The following is a 16,376-nucleotide window of genomic DNA, read 5'->3' as shown; positions in this document are numbered from 1 at the left end:
GGTGCGGCCGCCGCGGTCTTCGCCGCCGGGCTCTTCGCCGCCGGGGTGACCGTCTTCGCCGCGGTGGCCGGGGCGTCGCCCGCGGCGGCCCCGCCCGCCCGGCTCTGGGCCGGCACGGCGGCGACGACGGACGGTGCCTGCGCGGCAGGGGCCTGCGGCTCGGGAGCGGCCGGCGCGACCGGGGCCGTGCCGGTGACCTCGACGGCAGAACCGGCCTGCGCCAGCGCCTCCGCGAGGGCCCGGGGCGTGACGGCGCCGGAGGTCACGAGCACCTCGGCGACCGCACCGGCGAGCTCGCCGGACCCGGTGACCAGAGTCGCGTAGTCCGACGCCGGGCTGCCGCCCGCGAGCACCGTGATCTCGCTGTCCTCGCGGACGAACTCGAAGACGTCCGCGACGGACGCGACGTCGGCGGCCGTGTCGAGGGTCACCTCGAAGTCGAGGTACGACGACTCGGGGTCGAAGGCCGAGGCCTCCGGGAAGAGCCCGTCGAGGACGCGGACGTCGCGGATCTCGCCGAGCGTCGACAGGTAGCGGATGAACGACAGCGGGTCCATGCCGCTGCGCAGGCAGTCGACGCCGAACCGCAGCGACAGGTGCATCGCCCCGGTGCCGGCGGCGTCCGGGGTGCCGCCCGCGGCGTCGGCGGCGGCCGGGGCCGGGGCGTCGGCCGCGGGGGCGGCGTCGGTGAGGTACGGCTCGAGCCGGGCGTGCAGTGCGACGCCCTCGGCGGCCAGGGCCGGGTCCTCGTCGAGGCGGCCCTCCTCGACGGCGGACATGAGCCGCCCGAGGTGGTCGCAGCACGGCAGGAGGGCTCCGACGAGCTCGGGGCTCACGGAGATCTCGTCGTTGCGCAGCCGGTCGAGGACGCTCTCCAGGACGTGCGTGAACCGCACGAGGTGGTCCAGGCCGAACAGGCCCGACGAGCCCTTGATCGTGTGCGCGGCACGGAAGATGGCGCCGATGGCCTCTTCGGGGTCGGTGTCGTTCTCGAGCCCGAGCAGCCCGGTCTCCATGTCCTGCAGCAGCTCGCGGGCCTCGACGACGAAGGTCGCCATGGCCGAGCGCATCTCGTCCTCGAAGCTCATCGGTCCGCTCCTTCAGGCGTCGGGGTCAGTCGCTCCAGGCGCGCGTCGAGGTGGACGATCGCGAGCGCCTCGGTGACGGCGTTGCTCGCGGCCGTGATCTCGAGCGTCTTCCCGAGCTGGGTCGCCTCGCGGCGGGTGAGCAGCAGCAGCTGCAGACCCGCGGTGTCGAGCTCGGTGACGGCGGACAGGTCCACGGTCAGCGCGTCGCCGCGCTCGAGGAGGGCGAGGAGCTCCACCTTGCGGTCGCCCGCGGTGTGGATCGTCAGCTCGCCGTCGATGACGAGCTCGGCCCCGCCGGGCTGCGCGGCGGCGTCGACAGCGGTGGCCTGGGTGGTGACGGCCTCGCTGGTGGTCGGCTCGCTGGTGGTCGGCTCGGCCTGCGGCTGGGCGGCCCGGGCCTGCTGCGGGCTGCGACCGGCCCCGGATCGGCGGCTCACGGCAGGATCAGCTTCGAGACGGCGGCGAGCATCTGCGCCGGCTGGAACGGCTTGACGACCCAGGCCTTCGCACCGGCGGCCTGGCCCTCGGCCTTCTTGCCGTCCGCGGACTCGGTCGTCAGCATGATGATGGGCGTGAACTTGTACGCCGCGAGCTTCTTCGTCTCCTTGACGAACGTGATGCCGTCCATGCGCGGCATGTTCACGTCGGAGATGATGAGGTGCACCTTCCGGCCGTCCAGCTTCGAGAGCGCGTCGACACCGTCGACGCCCTCGATGACGTCGTAGCCGGCGCCCCGCAGGGCGAGGCCGACGACCTGCCGGACCGAGGCGGAGTCGTCCACCACGAGGATCGTCTTTCCCATGTCTCCGTGCTCCTAGAAGAAGGTGATCTCGGTGTCGTGGACATCGACCGGTGCGCCGGAGGAGTGCACTTCGTGCTCTTCGGCCATCGTGTACGTGTTCTGAAGCATCTCGAGCAGACCGTCCGGGTCGAGCGGCGTCGGCACGGGCGCGGCCTCCGCGAGGGACCGCTCGACCTGGACCGGGAGCGCGTCGATGCAGTCCCGGACGTGCTCGAGGGTCTGGCTGACGCGGTCCTGGAACTGGAACAGGACGATCGAGTTCTCCAGCTCGCTCTTGACGCCTTCCGCGGCGACGCTCAGCTGGTCCCCGGACTCGCGCAGACCGACGACGACGGCGTGCAGGTCGTCGAGGACCTCACGGACCTTCTCGTTGGCGTCCACGACGAGGTGGTCCTCGTTGCGGGCGCTCTCCTCGGCCATGTCGATCGCCGCGGTGATCGCCGTGCTCACCTCGTCGGCCTTGCGGCCGATCCGGGCGCCGGTGGTGCCGGACATGTCGGCGAGCTGGCGGACCTCGACGGCGACGACGTTGAAGGCGCGTCCCGCCTCCCCGACCCGGGCCGCCTCGATCGCCGCGTTGAGCGCGAGCAGGTGGGTCTGCTCGGCGATCCGGGTGACCTCGGTCGTCATGCTGCGCATCTCGTCGTTGAGGGACATGAGCAGGCGCAGCTCGCTGAGGGTCTGCCGCTTGGCCGTGAGGGCGTTGTCGAGCGAGCCGACGACCTCGAGCAGGCGCTCGCGGCTGTAGTCGAAGACGTCCCGGTAGGCCTCGGACATCGCCTCACGGGAGGGGTCGACGATCTCGTTGAGGTGGCTGACGATGCCGCCGAAGGTGCCGATGAGGTCGTTGATCGACTCCCCCATCTGGACCCGCGAGGACTCGACGTGCGCCGACCAGACCGGGGTCACGACCTCGGAGAGCCGCTTGACGCTCTCGGCGTAGGCCTGGACGTCGTCGACGCTGACCGGGCCGGACCCGGCGGACGCGCCGGGCCCGGTGCCCGAGGAGCGGCCCCGGCGCAGGCCCGCGAGCCAGCCCGTCACCCCGGCGACGAGTGCGCCGGCGACGAGGCCGATGAGCATGTCCACGAAGGTCTCTCCTCACTTCCGGTTCGCGAAGCCCGCGATGGCGCCCGGGATGCTCTGCAGCGGCATCTCGGTGGCGACCCCGCCCATCCGCACGGCCTCGGCCGGCATCCCGTAGATGACGCAGGTCGCCTCGTCCTGGCCGACCGTCTGGGCGCCGGCGTCACGCATCTCCTTGAGGCCGCGCGCGCCGTCGTCCCCCATGCCCGTCATGATCACGCCCATCGCGTTCGGACCGGCGAACTGCGCGACCGAACGGAACAGGACGTCGACGGAGGGCTTGTGCCGGTTGACCGGCGGCCCGTCCGCGACCTTGACGCGGTACTGGGCGCCGTCCCGGACCAGGCTCATGTGCCGGCCGCCGGGGGCGATGATGATCCGCCCCGGCAGCACCCGGTCGCCGTCGCTGCCCTCGATGACCTCGGACTGGCAGACCCCGTCGAGCCGAGCCGCGAACGCCGCGGTGAACTTCTCGGGCATGTGCTGGACGACGACGATGCCGACCGGCACGCGGGGCATGTGCGTGAACACCGCCTCGAGCGCCTGGGTGCCGCCCGTCGACGTGCCGACGGCGACGACCCGGTCGGTCGTGACGCCCATGTACGTGCGCGCGGAGTGCACCGGCGCCTCGGCCATGGCCTGCTCGGGCCGGCGCTGCCCGGGCATCTGGGACAGCGTCGTGGAGATCGCCCGCATCCGCGCCATGTTCCCGGCGGCGGCCTGCTTGACGACGTGCGCGATGTCGTTGCCGTCCTGCTCGAGGAACTGCTTGAGCCCCGCGGTCGGCTTGGTGACGAACGCGAAGGCACCGGACGCCATCGCCTCCATCGTCGTCTGGGCGCCGCGCGTGGTGAGCGTGGAGCAGATGACGACGGGGGTCGGCTTGACCGCCATGAGCTTCTTGAGGAACGTGATGCCGTCCATCCGGGGCATCTCGACGTCGAGGACGACGACGTCGGGCCACTCCGCGTTCATCCGCTTCATGGCGTAGATCGGGTCGGCGGCGGTGCCCATGACGTGGATCCCCGGGTCGGCGTCGAGCACGCTCGTGAGCACCTGGCGGACCAGGGCCGAGTCGTCGACGATCAGCACGTTCACCTGGCGGCTCATCGCAGGACCAGCTCCTCGCTGATGTCGACGTGCCGCATCCACACGTCGCCGCGGTCGATGTCGAGGATCACCTGCCGGTGACCCGTCCCCCCGAGGTGCATCGCGCTCAGTCGCAGGCCGTGCGCCTCGAGCAGCTGCAGCCCGGCCTCGACGTTCCACGCGGCCACGTCGACGGGCGAACCCGCCGGGACCGCGAACTGGGTCCCGCCGCCGAACATCTTCACCTGGTACTCCTGGGGTGAGGTCGAGGCCGCGGCGACGCCCTCGAGAAGCATGAGGAGCGCCTCGTCGGCGTACCTGCCGTTGAGCTCGTCGGCCGGCGTTCCCGCCGGCCGGCTGGGGGTCATGTAGTGGCACATGCCGCCGATGCGGGCGGCCGGGTGCCAGAGCGTCACCGCGACGCAGGACCCGAGGAGCGTGCGGACGCGGATGTCTCCGCCGCCGAACCACAGCTCCCCGGGGCGGAGGAAGACCTCGTGAGGCCCCTCCAGGTCAGTCATCGCCGGCGCCTGCCCGGTACACCGAGGGCTGGATCATCCGCAGGCCCGAACCGAGGCCGTTGACCGACTCCGAGTGGCTGACGAACAGGTAGCCACCGGGCCGGATCATGCCCTCGACCTGGCGCACGAGCTGCCCCTTCGTCTCGGCGTTGAAGTAGATCATCACGTTGCGCAGGAAGACCACGTCGAACGTGCCGAGGTCGCTCGGCAGGTTGATGAGGTTCGCGCTGCGGAACCGGGCGTGCTCGGTGAGCGCGGGCGAGATCGCGAGGTAGCCCTCGTACTCGTCGCGGCCCTTGAGGCAGTACTTGCGCAGCAGGTTCTGCGGGATCCGCTGCGCCGCCTCGACCGGGTACAGCGCACGCTGCGCGGTCTCGAGCACCCGGCTGGAGATGTCGGTCCCGACGATCTCCCAGTCGCCGTCGGTCCCGAGCCGCTCGGCGAGCGTCATGGCGATCGTCCAGACCTCCTCGCCGGACGACGAGGCCGCGCTCCAGATCCGCACGCGCTGGTTGCGCGGCAGGTCCGCGAGCCACCCGTCGAGGAAGTCGAAGTGCGCCGGCTCGCGGAAGAACGAGGTCTCGTTCGTCGTGAGCAGGTCCACGACGAGACGCGTCTCGAGCGGGTCCCCGTCGCCGAGGCGGCGGAAGTACTCGGAGTAGCTCGTGAGCCCGAAGTGCCGCAGCCGGCGGTCGAGCCGGCCCATCACCATGGCTTCCTTGCCCGGCTTGAGGTCGATCCCGGTCATCGCGTGGAGGAACCGCGCGAGCCAGGCGAACTCGTCGGCCGAGATCTCCGGCCGGGTGTCCGTCGACGTGCTCACTCCTGCACCGTCTCCGCCCGTGCCTCGACCGAGGTCGACGCCTTGCTGAGCAGGACCATCTCCTCGACCGACAGCACCCGGCTGACGTCGAGGACGATGATGAACTCACCGTTGTACTTCGCCATGCCGCTGATGAAGTCCGAGCGGATGCCGGCCCCGAAGGCGGGCGGCGGCTCGATGTCCTCGGCGCCGAGGTGGACGACCTTGTTCACGGCGTCGACCATGATCCCCATGTCCTGGCCGGCCTCGCCGTCCTCGGTGCCGCCGGCCGCCTCGACGATGATGATGCTCGTCCGGCGGGCGACGTCCGTGTTGCCGCGGCTGAACCGCGCCGCCATGTCGACGACGGGGACGACGCGGCCGCGCAGGTTGATCACGCCACGGATGAACGACGGCATCATCGGCACGACCGTCAGGTGACGGAACTCGATGATCTCGGTGATGTCGAGGATCGGCAGGGCGTAGACCTCCCCGCCGAGCACGAAGGTCAGGTAGCGGTCCGACTTCGAGCTGAGGTGCTCGGCGTCGCCGTCCCGGCCCAGCTGCCGCGGCAGCTGGCTCACCGCGCCGGCGGGTGCGGCCGGGCCGGACTCGAGGGTGTTCGTCATCGTCTCTCGCCTCTCAGAACCGGTCGAACTTCGCCTCGTCGAACACCGGGGCGGTGTCCGGGCGCTTCATCTGGACGGGGGCCTGCGCCGGGATCCGGGGCAGGGACTGCGGCTCGGCGGCCCGGGCCGCGACCGACGCGCGGGCGTGCGCACCGGTCTTGAAGAACTGCATGAGCGTCTGGAGCTGGGCCGTCTGGCTCGACATCTCCTCGGACGTCGCCGCGAGCTCCTCGGACGACGACGCGTTCTGCTGGGTGATCTGGCTCATCTGGGACATCGCCCGGTTGATCTGGGAGACGCCGGTGGTCTGCTCGCCCGACGCCGCCGCGATCTCCTGCACGAGGTCGGACGTCTTGCGGATGCTCGGCACCATCTCCTGGAGCAGGTTGCCGGCCCGCTCGGCGGTCTGCACCGAGTCGGTCGCGAGCTGGCCGATCTCCTGCGCGGCGACCTGCGAGCGCTCGGCGAGCTTGCCGACCTCGGTCGCGACGACCGCGAAGCCCTTGCCGTGGTCCCCGGCCCGGGCGGCCTCGATCGTCGCGTTGAGCGCGAGCATGTTCGTCTGGAACGCGATGTCGTCGATGATCGCGATCTTCGCCGCGATCTGCTTCATCGCCTCCACGGTGCGCTGCACCGCCGCACCGCCCTCCCGGGCCTCGTCGGCGGCCTTGCTCGCGATGCCGTCGGTGACCTTGGCGTTGTCGCTGTTGCCCTCGACGCTCGCGGACATCTGCTCGATGCTCGCGCTCGTCTCCTCGACGCTCGCCGCCTGCTCCGTCGTCGCCTGCGACAGGGTCTGGGACGCACCGCTGATCTGGCTGGACGCGTTCATGAGCTGGTCGGTCGCCGCGACGACCTCGGAGACCGTCCGGGCCAGCGTCGCGACGGTGTTGTTCGTCGTGACCCGCAGCTCCTCGAGCCGGCCCCGGTACGGGGTGTCGATGGACTGCGTGAGGTCGCCCGCCTCGAGCGCCTTGAGCACCCGGGACACCTCGTCGAACGGCCCGATGACGGCGTCGAGCGTGTTGTTGATGCCGTCGACGATCCGGCGGAAGCCGCCGGCGTGCGCGGAGGCGTCGGCGCGGGTGTCGAGCTTGCCGGCGAGCGCCGCCGTGACGAGGGCGTCGGTGTCGTCGATGACCGCGCGCAGGTTCGACCGGACCTGCTCGATCGTCTCGTTGACCGCCGCCTTCTTGCCGGGGAACCGCTCGAGCGGGGCGTCGAAGTCGCCCTTGCCGAAGGCCGTGACGACCCCCATCGCCTTGGTGTTGAGCGTCATGTGGCCCGCGACCATGTCGTTGATGCCCTGCGCGACCTCGCGGTAGCCGCCCTGGAACGACGCGGCGTCGATGCGGACGTCGGTCTCGCCGCGGTCGTGCTCGGCCGCCATCCGGCCCAGCTGCTCGATGAGCGCGCCGAGCGTCGCCTTCATCCGGTCCATCGCCTGCAGCGCCCGGCCGGCCTCGTCGGAGCGGCTCGTGTCGACGTCGAACGCGAGGTCGCCGACGGCGAGCCGGTCGGAGGCGGAGGCGAGCTCGGCGAGCGGGCGCTTGACCGAGCGCCCGAGCAGGGTCGCCAGCACGAGGACGACGAGCAGGATGAGCCCGCCCGCGACGCCCTCGATCCAGAGCGCGGTGGTGCCGGCGGCGGCCGCTGCCTCGACGTCGGCGGCCTGCTCCTCGCCGGTCCCGTCGGACAGGTGCTTGAGCCGGTCCGCGGCCGCGGTGAAGATCTCGATCTCGTCCTCGAGGACGAGCTTGTCGGCCTTCGCCTTGTCGGCCGGCGCCCCCGTCCGGTAGAGCGCGGCGATCTGCTCGTCGAGCGCCATGAACTTGTCGAGGCCGTCGGCGGCGGCCTGGATGTCGGCACGCATCACCGGGTCGTTCGCCTCGGTGGTCTTGGCCGCCTCCTGCAGCGTCGCGAGGTTCTTGCGCGTGCGCTCGACCGAGGCCAGGAACGCCTTGCGCGACGGCGCGTCGTCCGCCGCGGCCGTCGGGCCCTGCAGCGCGACGTCGAGCGAGTACGCCGTCTGCCAGCCGTTGAAGTCGGCGAAGTCGTACTGCAGCGTCTGGGCCGCCGCCCGGGTGTTCCCCAGGGCGTTGAGCGTGCGCTGGTTCGCCACCTGGGTGTTCAGCTCGTAGAAGCCGATCCCCACGAGGGCGACGATCGACACGGCGACGACTCCCGCGAGGGCGTTGAGCCGCGCGGCGATCCCGGCGTTCTTCAGCATGTCCAACCTCTCGAGCACGTGTGGCGCGACGCAGGCAGGGTCGCCGTCGTCCCGATCACTCATGTCGTCGCGCGGGAGGCCGGACTGAAGGGCGACAGGTGACGTTCTCGTCGCGCGACCGGACGTCACGCACGGGCCGACGCACGGGCCGACCCACAGGGCGACGCACAGGGCGACGCGGCGGCGGCGCGGCGACGGGGCCGCGGAGTACCCCCGGCGGGACTCGAACCCGCACTTCGGCGCTTTTAAGGCGCCTGCCTCTGCCGTTGGGCTACGGGGGCGCACCCGCCTCGGCGGGGCGTCCCCAGGCTACGCGGCGGCCCGCGCGGGGTCGCCCGCGTGGATGATGGGGCGATGAGCACCCCGGGCGGCGCGGGCCGCGCCCACGACGACGCCCTGCACCTGCTCGCGCCGGGCGGCTGCCCGGTCTGCGCGGCGACGCGCGACGGCGTCGAGGCGTGGGCTCGGGCCTTCGTCAACGAGGCGCGCGCCGACCTCGAGGCGATGGACGGCGTCCGCGACGCCCTCGGGTTCTGCCCGGTCCACACGCGCCGGATGCTCGCCGACCCGGCCGCGTCGTGGGTGCTGCCCGCGGTCGCGGCCGAGGTCGTCGCCGAAGGCCGGGAGCGGCTCGGGGGCGGGCTCGCCGGACGGCGCCCGGCCGGGGTCGCCGTCTGCCCGGCCTGCGTGCGGGCGGCCCGGTCGGCCGACGGCGCGGCCGGCACGCTCGTCACGACGCTGCCCGACGCCCGGGTCCGGGAGGCGTTCGAGGCCGCCGGCGGCCTGTGCGCGCCGCACCTCGTCGACCTCGCCGGCGACGCCGCCTCGGGCCGGGACGGGGCGGCCGTCCGCGACCTCGCGGCCCGGCTCGTCCTCGACCGGCTGGAGGGCGCACCCGGGCAGGACCGCCTCCTCGCCGTGACGGGGGACGACCCCGACGCGGCCCGCCGGGCGGCGCTCTTCCCCGCCCTCGAACGGCTCGCCGCGAAGGACGACGAGGCCGCGGCGGAGGGCGGCGGCGCCGCCCTCGCCCGGCTGTGGCTCGCGCGCCCGACGTGCCCGCTGTGCACCGCGGCGGCGGTCACCGGATGGCGCTACGTCGCCTGGCTCGTCGGCGCGGCCGCGGCACCGGGCCGGGGCGACGCGCCGTCCCGGCAGGACGTGGTCCTCTGCGAGGTGCACCTCAGCGATGCGGCGCACGTCGGCGGGCCGCGCCTGGACGAGGTGGTCGAGGAGGCGGCGGGTGCGGCGCGCGCCCGCGTCGGGCGGGCCCTGACGGCGCCCGGGCGCCGCGGTCGGGCGGGCCGGCGCGACGACCCGGCGGCCGGTCTCGGCTGCCGGGCCTGCTCGGCCGCGGAGACCGCGCTCGACCGGGCGTGGGACCTGCTCGACGCCGTCGCCGCCGACGGCCCGCTCACCGCGGCGGCGCGGGCCGGGCACGGCGTGTGCCTGCGGCACGGGCTGCGGACGGCGGCCGGTCACGGCGCCGCTGGCCGGCTGTTCGGCGAGGTGCTCGACGGCCGCCTGGCGGTGCTCGCCTGGGACGTCCGCGAAGGCCTGCGGCTGGGCCGCTGGGACACCCGCTTCGCCCCGGCGGGCGCGAGCGCCACCGCCTGGCGGCGCGCGACGACGCTGCTCGACGGCCGGATCGACCTGGGGACGCCGGTCACCTGACGACGTGCCGGGTGACCGGCGTCCGGCCGGGCCGGTGCTCGCTCAGCGCCGCGCGGCCTCGTGGGTCGAGAGCGCCCCGGTGGAGGTGTTGACCCCGGCGGCGGCCTCGAACTCGTGGAACGGCATGGAGATCGACCCGAGCGAGACGATCTCGCGCTTGAAGAACAGCGCGAGCGTCCAGTCGGTGACGACGCGGAGCTTGCGGTTCAGGGTGGGCACGCGGCTCAGGTGGTAGGTCCGGTGCATGAACCACGCCGGCCAGCCCTTGAGCTTGATGCCGTAGACCTGCGCGACGCCCTTGTGCAGACCGAGGCTCGCGACGGAGCCGACGTACTTGTGCCGGTACTCCTTCACCTCGCCGCCGCGCAGGGTCGCGACGATGTTGTCCGCCAGCCGCTTCGCCTGCCGGACGGCGTGCTGGGCGCTCGGGCCGGTCTCCTTGCCGGGGTTCGCCAGGTCCGGGACGGCGGCGTTGTCGCCCGCGCCCCAGGCGCCCTCGACACCGGTGACCTGCAGGGTCGCGTCGCAGCGCACCTTGCCCCGCTCGTCGGTCGGCAGGCCCGCGAAGTTCGTCAGGGCCGGGTTGGCCTTGACGCCCGCGGTCCACACGATCGTGTCCGACTCGAAGGTCGTGCCGTCGGAGAGGGTCACGACCCCGTTCGTGCAGGACTCGAGCCGGGTCTTGAGCCGGATGTCGATGTTGCGCTCGGACAGCTGCAGGAGCGTGTACTCGCCCATGTCCGGGCCGACCTCGGGGAGGATCCGGTCGGAGGCCTCGACGAGGACGAAGCGCAGGTCCTCGGGGGTGATCTTCTTGTAGTACTTCGTCGCGTCCCGGGCGAGGTCCTCGAGCTCGGCGAGCGCCTCGACACCGGCGTACCCGCCGCCGACGAAGCAGAACGTCAGCGCGCGGCGCCGGCGGGCCAGGTCGTCGGTCGACTCGGCGACGTCGAGGCAGTTGAGGATCTGGTTGCGCAGGTAGATGGCCTCTTCGATGGTCTTGAAGCCGACGCCCTCGTCCGCCAGGCCCGGGATGGGCAGCGTGCGGGCGACCGAGCCGAGGGCGACCACGACGATGTCGTAGGCCAGGTCGTACTCGGGGCCGTCGATCGGGTCCAGGCGCGCCGTGCGGGCGGTGTGGTCCAGCGCGACGACGCGGGCGTTGATGATCTCGCACTTCTTGAGGACCCGCCGCAGCGGCACGACGACGTGGCGCGGCGACAGCGAGCCTGCGGAGGCCTCCGGCAGGAACGGCTGGTAGGTCATGTAGGAGCGGGGCTCGACGACGGTGACCGTCGCCTCCCCGGCGCGCAGCTTCGACTGCAGGCGCAGAGCGGTGTAGAGGCCGACGTAGCCCCCACCGAGGACGAGGATGCGGGGTGCCTTCGGGGTCACGGGGGTGGACATGGTTCTACGCTAAGCACTTGTGAAAACTTTCACAAGTCGAGACGGCCTCTTCTTCAAGGGACCGACGTCCTGAGTGGCGGAGATCACCGGGCGGCACGCAGGGAGCACGGCGCCGTAGGCGATCGCCGCGACGGACAGCACGAAGCCGGCGACCTGGACGGCGGAGAGGACCTCGCCGCGCAGGGTCACCCCGAGGACCACGCCGGTCACCGGGGCGGCGATCCCGAGCAGCGGCGGCGCCGCGACCGGCAGCCGCGGGATGCCGCGGAACCACAGGACGAACGCGACCCCGGTCGCCCCGAGCCCGAGCCACGCGACGCCGAGGACGGCGCCGGCGTCGAGGGCGGGCGGCGCCCCCTCGACGAGCAGGGCGAGCGGCACGAGGACGACGGTCGACAGGGCGAGCCGGCGGGCCGTGACGAGGACCGGGTCGGCACCGGACGACGTCCGGCCGGCGAGCACGACCCCGGCGCAGAACGAGACGTTGGCGGCGACCGCGGCGAGGACGCCGACCGGGTCGAGCCCGGCGCCCGGCTGGACGACGACGAGCCCCACGCCGACCGCCGCGACGACGCCGACGGCGAGGTCCGGCGTCCGGGGCCGGCTGCGGTCGAGGGCACCGGAGAGCGCGAGGACGAGCAGCGGCTGCAGCCCGCCGACGGCCGCGGCGACCCCGCCGGGGAGGCGGTACACGGCGACGGTGAGCAGCGGGAAGAACAGCCCGAAGCTCGCGAGCGACGCGGGGACCTCGCGCAGCCAGGTCCGCACACCCCCGCCTGCGGCCGCCGGGCCGTGCCGCAGGACGACGACGGCGAGCAGCAGGAGCGCGGCGGGCAGCACCCGCAGGGCGGCCACGAGCAGCGGGCGGCCCTGGGGCAGGAGCGCCGCGACGACGACGTAGGTCGTCCCCCAGCTGACCGGGGCGAGCAGGGTCAGGGCCGCGGTCCCCGGGCCGGCGGTGCGCCGCCCGGTCGTCTGCGTGGTCATGCAAACAATCTCAATGTTGAGATAACGAATGTCAAGGCATCGGCTAGGATCGGGCCGTGACCAGGAGAGCACCGGCCGCCCCGGACGTCGTCGACGCCGTCGCGGCGCAGTGGCGCGCCGTCCGGCCGGACGTCGACCACTCCCCGCTCGAGGTCGTCGCGCGGGTGTCGCGGCTGTCCCGGCTCGTCGACCGCCGCCTCGGGGAGAACTTCGCGCGGCACGGCCTGGAGGACTGGATGTACGACGTCCTCGCGACGCTGCGGCGCGGCGGCCCGCCGTACACGCTCACGCCGACCGAGCTCGTCCGGCAGGCGATGGTGACGACGGGGGCGATCACGAACCGGGTCGACCGGCTCGAGGCGCGCGGGCTCGTCGAGCGGGTGCCGGGCACGGACCGGCGCAGCGTCCCCGTGCGGCTCACCGCCGCCGGGCTCGCGCTCGTCGACGAGGTCGTCGCCGGGCACATGGCGGTCGAGGACGACCTGCTCGCGGCCCTGCCGGCGGCGCGCCGGGCCGAGGTCGCCGACGCGCTGCGGACGGTGCTCGTCGCCCTCGGCGACGTGCCGGCCGGCTGAGCCGCGGCGGGTGCGAGCCGTTACCGGAGAAGGGCTCGCGCCTGCGCGAGGACGTCGTCGAGCATCGCCTCGGTGAGCCTGCCGGTGAAGGTGTTCTGCTGGCTCACGTGGAAGGAGCCGAGCAGGACGACGGGCGCGGCGCCGCCGGGCCGGGCGAGCAGGGCGCGGGCGCCGTGGCCGAACCTCGGCCGGGGCCGGGCGACGGCCCAGTCCCGGCGGCGGGCGGCGGCGAGCGCGGCGTCCCAGGCGAACGCCCCGAGCGCGAGCATGACCCGCAGGTGCGGTGCGAGCAGGTCGAGCTCGCGGTCGAACCACGGGGCGCACGTGTCCCGCTCGTCGGGCGCCGGGGCGTTGTCCGGCGGCGCGCAGCGGACGGCGGCGGCGATCCGGGCGCCGGTCAGGGTCAGCCCGTCGGCGGCGTGCACGCTGTGCGGCTGCGAGGCGAAGCCCGCCCGGTGCAGGGCGGCGAAGATCCAGTCCCCGGAGCGGTCGCCGGTGAAGACCCGGCCGGTCCGGTTGCCGCCGTGGGCGGCGGGTGCGAGGCCGACGACGAGCAGGCCCGCGCGCGGGTCGCCCCACCCGGGGATCGGCCGGCCCCAGTAGGGCTCGGCGGCATAGGCCCGCCGCCGGGTGCGGGCGACGTCCTCGCGCCAGGCGACGAGCCGCGGGCAGGCGCGGCAGACCGACGTCCGGGCCTCGAGCACCGGCAGCGTCCGCGCGGACCGCGCGAGCCGGGTGACGTCGTCCGCGTCGTGCGCGACCGGGGTGCGGGCGGTCGCCGGGTCACCCGGCCAGCCGCGGCCCGGCGGCACCGGGGAGGCGAAGGCCTCCCCGGTGGCCGGGTGCGGCAGCGGTGGCTGACGAGGCCGGCGGGGCTCCGGGTGACCGCTCAGCAGGTCAGCCGAGCTTCGAGTGGAAGAAGTCGACCGTCCGGGTCCACGCCGCGTCCGCGGCGGCGGCGTCGTAGACCTCGGGCCGCTCGTCGTTGAAGAACGCGTGCTTGGTGCCCGGGTAGTCGAAGATCTCGACCTCGCCGTCGGCGCCCTCGATGGAGGACTTCGCCAGCTGGATGCCGGGGGCGGACGACGTGCCGTCCTCCTCGGAGCAGTGGATCATCGCGGACTTGCCGGCGTAGCTCGGCCAGGTCGGGTCCATCCGCTCCCACGGCACGGCCGGGTAGAACCCGACGGCGGCCTGGACGTTCTCGGCGACCGTCGCGCTCCACAGCGCGAGCGAGCCGCCCATGCAGAACCCGACGGCGCCGATGCCCGGGCTCGTCACGGCCTCGAGGTCGGACAGGTACGCGGCCGCGCCGGCGATGTCCTTGGCGGCGCGGTCCATCGCGAGGCCCATGAGCAGGCGCATCGCCTCGTCGGGCTCGTCGGTCTTGGCGCCGTGGTAGAAGTCCGGCGCGAGGGCGACGAAGCCCGCGGCGGCGAACCGGTCCGCGACGGCCTTGATGTGGCCGACGAGGCCCCACCACTCCTGGACGACGATGACGCCGGGACCGCTGCCCGACTCCGGCAGCGCGACGTAGCCCTCGGCCGTGCTGCCGTTGCTTGCGAAGGTGACCATTTCTCCCATGGCGCTCACCCAACACCGCGCACGGGTGGGCGGCAAGGCAGCGTGGGATCTTCGTGGCGTGTCGGGTCAGGACCTCGTCGTCGACGGGGCCGGTGAGGCCTTCGCGCTCGCCCCGGCGGACGTCGGCGCGGAGGCCGTCGGTGAGGCGGACGGCCCGGACGACGCCGACGACGGCGCCGACGGCGACGGCGTGGCGGAGGCCGACGGTCCCGTCGGCGGTGCCGGCGCACCCGAGGCGAGCGCCGCGCCGTCCGGGATGCCGAGCACGGAGGTGATCGGCGGGACCGCGACGAGCGGCGCGGCCGGCAGGGTCGCCACCGGGGAGGCGGTCGCCGTGGGGTTGCCGTCGTCCCCGTAGAGCGGCTCGGGGTACGACGCCGTCGGCAGCGGGAACACGTTCCACCGGTTGCGGCTGCGGTCGTCGACGAACGGCGCCACGAGATCGCCGTTCACGTCCGTGTAGCCCTGCTGGTTGAACGCGTCCGTGTACGGCTGGTGCGCGACGTTGAGCGGGCGGCCGTTCTGGTCGTAGAGCTGGACGACCCCGATCGGGTTGCCCTGCGCGTCGTAGGCGTAGATGTTGCGCACCTGCTCGCCGTTGAGGACGAGCCCGTCGAACCCGGGATCGCTGGTCGTGACGTACTCGTACCGCGTGGAGTCGATCGACGACAGCACGAAGGGCAGCGCGAGGACGGCGAACACGTTGAGGGCCAGGACGATCCGCCGTCGCCACCGGCCTGCGTCCAGGCGCAGCGGTGCGTCGAGCAGGCCGCGGCCGAGGGCGACGCTGACGCCGACGAAGAGCAGCAGCGCGACGAGACCGCCGAACCCGTCGGGCAGCAACCCGTGCGTCGTGCCGTCGAAGGCCGCGAACAGCGACCACGCGACGTATGCGCGGGCGATCCACCACGCGGGCCGCAGCGCGACGACGGACGCCCGGAACTCGGGCCACCACGGCTGGCGGCGCACCGTCGTCACGACCGGGTCCACGAACCCGCGGACCCGGCGGTCGACGGACTGCGCGGTGCGGACGAGCAGCCCCGGCCCGGCGGCGCCCGCGCGGCGTCCCCCTCCGGCGCCGCGCGGGGGCAGCCCGGCCGCCGCTCGCAGCTCCGCGGCGTAGGCGGCGGCGTCGCCGAGGTCGGCGGGCGGGTCACCGGGCAGGGTCTCGGCGAGCCGCTCGTCGAGGTCGGCCTCCAGCCCGCCGGTCAGCTCGTCGACCTCCTCGGGCGTCAGGTCGGACAGGTGGGCACGCACGAGCGTCACGAAGCTCGCGACCTCGGGACGGACGGTCTGGCTCATCGCACGGCCTCCTGGGCGGCACGGTCCACGGGCAGCTCGGTGGTCCCCGCGGGCGGCGGGATCCGGCCCGCGAGCAGCCGGGACATGGTGTCGGCGAACGCGTTCCACGTGACCCGCTGCTCCGAGAGCAGCGCCCGGCCGTGCGCGTTGACGCCGTAGTACTTGCGGTGCGGGCCCTCGTCGGAGGGGACGACGTAGCTCGTCAGCGCACCCGCGGCGTAGAGCCGGCGCAGCGTGCCGTAGACCGAGGCGTCCCCGACGTCGTCCAGCCCCGCGGCCCGCAGCCGGCGGACGACGTCGTAGCCGTACCCGTCGGCGTCCGCGACGACGGCGAGCACCGCGACGTCGAGCACCCCCTTGAGCAGCTGGGTCGTGTCCACGTGGTCGCCTCCCTCCCCTGCTCACCGCGGCCCCGCGGGCCGCTCCTGCGTGGACGACGGTACTACACATCCCGCAGTACCGCGCCCGACACACCACACCTCGCAACGAGGAACCCCGCACAAGTGCTGCTCATGCTCGCGGCACGTACCGTTCCGCGGCCGTCCGCACGCCGAATCCGGTACCGGCCGCGAGCATGAGCAGCACTTGTGCGGGGTTCCT

Annotated in this window: 17 protein-coding genes and 1 tRNA gene; 2 read left to right on the top strand and 16 right to left on the bottom strand. The window is 73.6% G+C overall.

Annotation, left to right across the window (positions count from 1 at the left end):
* The 10 genes from ECOMGDLI_RS37065 to ECOMGDLI_RS29285 form a co-directional block, all read right to left on the bottom strand.
* Nucleotides 1-1,016, bottom strand: a 1,016-nt coding sequence (locus ECOMGDLI_RS37065) for an Hpt domain-containing protein (RefSeq protein WP_369812807.1), incomplete at its 3' end; no start/stop codon positions are given.
* Nucleotides 1,017-1,084: 68 nt separating this feature from the next.
* On the bottom strand, nt 1,085-1,525 hold the full coding sequence (locus tag ECOMGDLI_RS29325; RefSeq protein WP_088320375.1) for a lipid asymmetry maintenance protein MlaB: 441 nt from the start codon (nt 1,523-1,525) through the stop codon (nt 1,085-1,087).
* On the bottom strand, nt 1,522-1,890 hold the full coding sequence (locus tag ECOMGDLI_RS29320) for a response regulator (protein WP_088290031.1): 369 nt from the start codon (nt 1,888-1,890) through the stop codon (nt 1,522-1,524). Before ECOMGDLI_RS29320 ends, ECOMGDLI_RS29325 begins: the two co-directional genes overlap by 4 nt.
* A 12-nt stretch (nt 1,891-1,902) precedes the next feature.
* Entirely contained in the window at nt 1,903-2,973 is a 1,071-nt protein-coding gene (locus ECOMGDLI_RS36145; RefSeq protein ID WP_143448022.1) for a methyl-accepting chemotaxis protein, read from the bottom strand.
* Nucleotides 2,974-2,991: 18 nt separating this feature from the next.
* Nucleotides 2,992-4,086 (bottom strand): chemotaxis response regulator protein-glutamate methylesterase, encoded by a 1,095-nt coding sequence (locus ECOMGDLI_RS29310; RefSeq protein ID WP_088320373.1) that lies wholly within the window; start codon nt 4,084-4,086, stop codon nt 2,992-2,994.
* Nucleotides 4,083-4,586: a chemotaxis protein CheD gene (locus ECOMGDLI_RS29305; protein WP_088320372.1), complete on the bottom strand. Its 504-nt coding sequence runs from the start codon at nt 4,584-4,586 to the stop codon at nt 4,083-4,085. The genes ECOMGDLI_RS29310 and ECOMGDLI_RS29305 overlap by 4 nt, the downstream gene beginning before the upstream one ends.
* On the bottom strand, nt 4,579-5,409 hold the full coding sequence (locus tag ECOMGDLI_RS29300) for a protein-glutamate O-methyltransferase CheR (RefSeq protein ID WP_198955292.1): 831 nt from the start codon (nt 5,407-5,409) through the stop codon (nt 4,579-4,581). Before ECOMGDLI_RS29300 ends, ECOMGDLI_RS29305 begins: the two co-directional genes overlap by 8 nt.
* Nucleotides 5,406-6,017, bottom strand: coding sequence for a chemotaxis protein CheW (locus tag ECOMGDLI_RS29295; protein WP_088320371.1), 612 nt, complete (start codon nt 6,015-6,017; stop codon nt 5,406-5,408). Before ECOMGDLI_RS29295 ends, ECOMGDLI_RS29300 begins: the two co-directional genes overlap by 4 nt.
* A gap of 13 nt (nt 6,018-6,030) precedes the next feature.
* Complete coding sequence (locus ECOMGDLI_RS29290; RefSeq protein ID WP_143448020.1) at nt 6,031-8,247, bottom strand: methyl-accepting chemotaxis protein; 2,217 nt, start codon at nt 8,245-8,247, stop codon at nt 6,031-6,033.
* Between the two features lie 208 nt (nt 8,248-8,455).
* Nucleotides 8,456-8,528: transfer RNA gene (locus ECOMGDLI_RS29285), tRNA-Leu, on the bottom strand.
* A gap of 73 nt (nt 8,529-8,601) precedes the next feature.
* On the opposite strand from ECOMGDLI_RS29285, the gene ECOMGDLI_RS29280 reads away from it, so the two are divergent.
* Nucleotides 8,602-9,921, top strand: coding sequence for a hypothetical protein (locus ECOMGDLI_RS29280; protein WP_088320369.1), 1,320 nt, complete (start codon nt 8,602-8,604; stop codon nt 9,919-9,921).
* A 42-nt stretch (nt 9,922-9,963) separates the two neighbouring features.
* On the opposite strand, the gene ECOMGDLI_RS29275 is transcribed toward ECOMGDLI_RS29280, so the two are convergent.
* The gene (locus ECOMGDLI_RS29275) at nt 9,964-11,328 is read right to left on the bottom strand and encodes an NAD(P)/FAD-dependent oxidoreductase (protein WP_088320368.1); all 1,365 of its coding nucleotides are present in this window, start codon (nt 11,326-11,328) and stop codon (nt 9,964-9,966) included.
* A 9-nt stretch (nt 11,329-11,337) separates the two neighbouring features.
* On the bottom strand, nt 11,338-12,315 hold the full coding sequence (locus ECOMGDLI_RS29270; protein ID WP_088320367.1) for an EamA family transporter: 978 nt from the start codon (nt 12,313-12,315) through the stop codon (nt 11,338-11,340).
* Nucleotides 12,316-12,371: 56 nt separating this feature from the next.
* Here ECOMGDLI_RS29270 and ECOMGDLI_RS29265 point away from each other — a divergent pair, with 56 nt between their 5' ends.
* Nucleotides 12,372-12,890, top strand: coding sequence for a MarR family winged helix-turn-helix transcriptional regulator (locus ECOMGDLI_RS29265; RefSeq protein ID WP_088320366.1), 519 nt, complete (start codon nt 12,372-12,374; stop codon nt 12,888-12,890).
* Between the two features lie 20 nt (nt 12,891-12,910).
* Here the strand turns inward: ECOMGDLI_RS29265 and ECOMGDLI_RS29260 are convergent, their stop codons facing one another.
* The 4 genes from ECOMGDLI_RS29260 to ECOMGDLI_RS29245 all read right to left on the bottom strand — a co-directional run bounded on the left by ECOMGDLI_RS29260 (nt 12,911) and on the right by ECOMGDLI_RS29245 (nt 16,156).
* The gene (locus ECOMGDLI_RS29260; protein ID WP_233153671.1) at nt 12,911-13,702 is read right to left on the bottom strand and encodes a uracil-DNA glycosylase; all 792 of its coding nucleotides are present in this window, start codon (nt 13,700-13,702) and stop codon (nt 12,911-12,913) included.
* An 85-nt stretch (nt 13,703-13,787) separates the two neighbouring features.
* Nucleotides 13,788-14,474, bottom strand: a complete 687-nt coding sequence (locus ECOMGDLI_RS29255; RefSeq protein ID WP_088320364.1) for a dienelactone hydrolase family protein — start codon at nt 14,472-14,474, stop codon at nt 13,788-13,790.
* Nucleotides 14,475-14,540: 66 nt separating this feature from the next.
* Nucleotides 14,541-15,776, bottom strand: coding sequence for a hypothetical protein (locus ECOMGDLI_RS29250; protein WP_088320363.1), 1,236 nt, complete (start codon nt 15,774-15,776; stop codon nt 14,541-14,543).
* Nucleotides 15,773-16,156: a PadR family transcriptional regulator gene (locus ECOMGDLI_RS29245; RefSeq protein WP_088283329.1), complete on the bottom strand. Its 384-nt coding sequence runs from the start codon at nt 16,154-16,156 to the stop codon at nt 15,773-15,775. Before ECOMGDLI_RS29245 ends, ECOMGDLI_RS29250 begins: the two co-directional genes overlap by 4 nt.
* Nucleotides 16,157-16,376: the final 220 nt, after the last annotated feature.

The organism is Kineosporia sp. R_H_3 (assembly GCF_002198675.1).
In the GTDB taxonomy this organism is placed as follows: domain Bacteria; phylum Actinomycetota; class Actinomycetes; order Actinomycetales; family Kineosporiaceae; genus R-H-3.
This window is presented reverse-complemented; position numbering and strand designations above follow the sequence as displayed.

Bases quoted from the DNA above. Each gene is read 5' to 3' on its own strand.
- ECOMGDLI_RS29320 (WP_088290031.1), bottom strand. From the start codon at position 1,890: ATGGGAAAGACGATCCTCGTGGTGGACGACTCCGCCTCGGTCCGGCAG.
- ECOMGDLI_RS36145 (WP_143448022.1), bottom strand. From the start codon at position 2,973: ATGCTCATCGGCCTCGTCGCCGGCGCACTCGTCGCCGGGGTGACGGGC.
- ECOMGDLI_RS29310 (WP_088320373.1), bottom strand. From the start codon at position 4,086: ATGAGCCGCCAGGTGAACGTGCTGATCGTCGACGACTCGGCCCTGGTC.
- ECOMGDLI_RS29305 (WP_088320372.1), bottom strand. From the start codon at position 4,586: ATGACTGACCTGGAGGGGCCTCACGAGGTCTTCCTCCGCCCCGGGGAG.
- ECOMGDLI_RS29295 (WP_088320371.1), bottom strand. From the start codon at position 6,017: ATGACGAACACCCTCGAGTCCGGCCCGGCCGCACCCGCCGGCGCGGTG.
- ECOMGDLI_RS29290 (WP_143448020.1), bottom strand. From the start codon at position 8,247: ATGCTGAAGAACGCCGGGATCGCCGCGCGGCTCAACGCCCTCGCGGGA.
- ECOMGDLI_RS29280 (WP_088320369.1), top strand. From the start codon at position 8,602: ATGAGCACCCCGGGCGGCGCGGGCCGCGCCCACGACGACGCCCTGCAC.
- ECOMGDLI_RS29275 (WP_088320368.1), bottom strand. From the start codon at position 11,328: ATGTCCACCCCCGTGACCCCGAAGGCACCCCGCATCCTCGTCCTCGGT.
- ECOMGDLI_RS29270 (WP_088320367.1), bottom strand. From the start codon at position 12,315: ATGACCACGCAGACGACCGGGCGGCGCACCGCCGGCCCGGGGACCGCG.
- ECOMGDLI_RS29255 (WP_088320364.1), bottom strand. From the start codon at position 14,474: ATGGGAGAAATGGTCACCTTCGCAAGCAACGGCAGCACGGCCGAGGGC.
- ECOMGDLI_RS29250 (WP_088320363.1), bottom strand. From the start codon at position 15,776: ATGAGCCAGACCGTCCGTCCCGAGGTCGCGAGCTTCGTGACGCTCGTG.